Origin of the sequence: Xanthomonas sp. SHU 199 (assembly GCF_000364665.1) — a bacterium.
Taxonomy (GTDB): Bacteria; Pseudomonadota; Gammaproteobacteria; order Xanthomonadales; family Xanthomonadaceae; genus Xanthomonas_A; species Xanthomonas_A sontii.
This window is the reverse complement of sequence record NZ_AQOI01000408.1, coordinates 1-2,052: the sequence shown is the minus strand read 5'-3', so window position 1 is coordinate 2,052 and position 2,052 is coordinate 1. Positions and strand designations below refer to the sequence as shown.

The following is a 2,052-nucleotide window of genomic DNA, read 5'->3' as shown; positions in this document are numbered from 1 at the left end:
TGCTGCGGGCGAGCCGCCGACGATCGCCAATTCCAGCGGCGCGGGTGCGGCCGCCGACATCGGCGCTGCAGGCGCCGCAGGCGACGGCGCGAGGGCCATGGAGCTCTGCGCGCGCGCCCTGGCGTCCAGCCGCTGGTCGGCATTGCCCGCGGCGGCGATGGCGTGGGGTGGCGTGCCCTTGGGAAAGCGCCGCTGCCACCAGGCGACACGCTGCGCGAACGCTTCGGCGATCGCGTCGATGCGTCGCTTGCGCGTGTCGTCCTGCAGCTTCTGCTGCCGCACCTGCGCACCCGCCACCGCCGCACTCAGCGCCGAAGGCGCCGGGATGCCATAGCGGGCGTAGTCGTCGGCATTCTCCAGCACCAGCAACGAGGTGTCGGCGCTGACCAGCCCGAAACGCGTCGCCAGCGCCTGGCGGCGCGCGGCCGATCCCTGCGGATCGGCGGACAGACTGCGCAGCATGGCCCGCGCCCAGGCGCCCGGCACCAGGTCGCCTGGAACGTCCTCCGCCTCGCGCAACGGCAGACTCAGGCGTCGGGTGCTGGCGGCGGTGGCCATCTCCAGGTGCAGCGTCGCATCGGCGCCGAGCAGTCGCCCGGCGATGCGCAGGTAACCATCGTCGGCGTCGCGCGAATCGGCGACCAGATCGGCGACCTGGCTACCGTCCAGCGCGACCAGTTCGCCGCCACGCCGCAACAGCCGCTCGCTGGCCAGTTGCACGCCCGGCAGGCTCTGCAATGCGATCGCGCGTCCGCCGCGCGCTTCCGCGATCGCCGCCAGGCGCGCGGCATCGGCGTGCACGCCGGCCGAGTCGATCGCATACAGACGCTGCCCCGGCGCCAGGGTCGGCATGGTCTGCGCGCCGTAGTTGCCCAGGCCATCGCTGAACAACAGATACTCCTGCACCTGCGCCGCCGGTTGCCAGGCGCCCAGCGCACTGGCGCCGTCGGGCTGCTCGGCCTGCAACGCCGCCTTCAGGGCGCTCCAGTCGCCGTTGCGCACCTGGAACCTGCGCGGCGCCGCGGCACGGTCGCGCAGCACGATCAGATCAACCTGGGCGGTGCCGACCGCGGCGAAATAGCGCTGCAGCAAGGCCAGTTCGGCCGGAATGTCGCGCTGCCGTGCCGAGCCGGACGCGTCCCAGAGCAGGCCGATGCGTTGCGGCAGCGGGCGCGGGCCATGCAGGTCGGCGATCGGCACCAGCGCCTGGAAGTAGCGCTGGCCATCGTGGAGACCGGTCGCCACGCGCGGCGCGGCGCTTGCGCGCAGCGACAGCACCAGCTCCGACGGCAACTGCGCCGGGCTGCCGGACCAGGACGCGGCGTAGCCACCGTCCGCCGTCGGCAGCAGCCGCATGCCGGGCGTCGCCACGCGTTCATCAGGCGCGGCCTGGGTACTCAGCGCGACCTGCAGCGACCGCGCGCCGACCGCATACGCCAGCGGCAAGCGCCATTGCCAGCCGGCGGCGGTGCGCTGTAGCGATTCGCGATAGACCAGGTGCACATGGCGGCTGCCATGCGCCGGCAGCGGGTAGACGCGCAGCCGGAACTGGTTACCGGCGGTCTGCTCGAGCAGGCCCGGATCCACGCCACGCCGCTCGACCGCTTCGAACACCTGGCGCCCGCGCGCCTTGGGTACCGGCACCGCGTCGCGCATCTGCCCGTCGACGTCCAGGGCGAAACCGCTGAGTTGCTGCCCCTCGCGCAGCGGGAACGTCAGCTGCCCTTCCAGCACGCGCGCGTTGGGATTGAAGAACTCCAGCTCCACCGTGGTTTCGGCCAGGCCAGCGGCGGCATGCGCACGCACGGTCGCCGAGCGCAGTTCGACCGTACGTTCGCCGGCGTCGGTGTGCAGCAACGGCGCGACCAATTGCCGCTGCGGCGCGGACTGCGCCCCGACCGGGACCGCGGCGAGTAACGACAACGAAAGCAACAACACGTACACGCTTCTGCGCATGGTGGACGGCATGGAACGCTCCTTGCTGGGACGGTATGGCTTGAACGTCCGCCGTGACGCGATGGGGTTGCCTGTGTGCGTCCAGACTCAGGCGAC

General features: G+C 72.2%; 1 protein-coding gene. It reads right to left on the bottom strand.

Annotated elements, in window-relative coordinates; translation table 11 throughout:
- The coding region (locus D183_RS0113470) for a VIT domain-containing protein (protein ID WP_255325529.1) at positions 1 to 1,968 on the bottom strand (1,968 nt) is incomplete at its 3' end.
- Between the last annotated feature and the right edge of the window lie 84 nt (positions 1,969 to 2,052).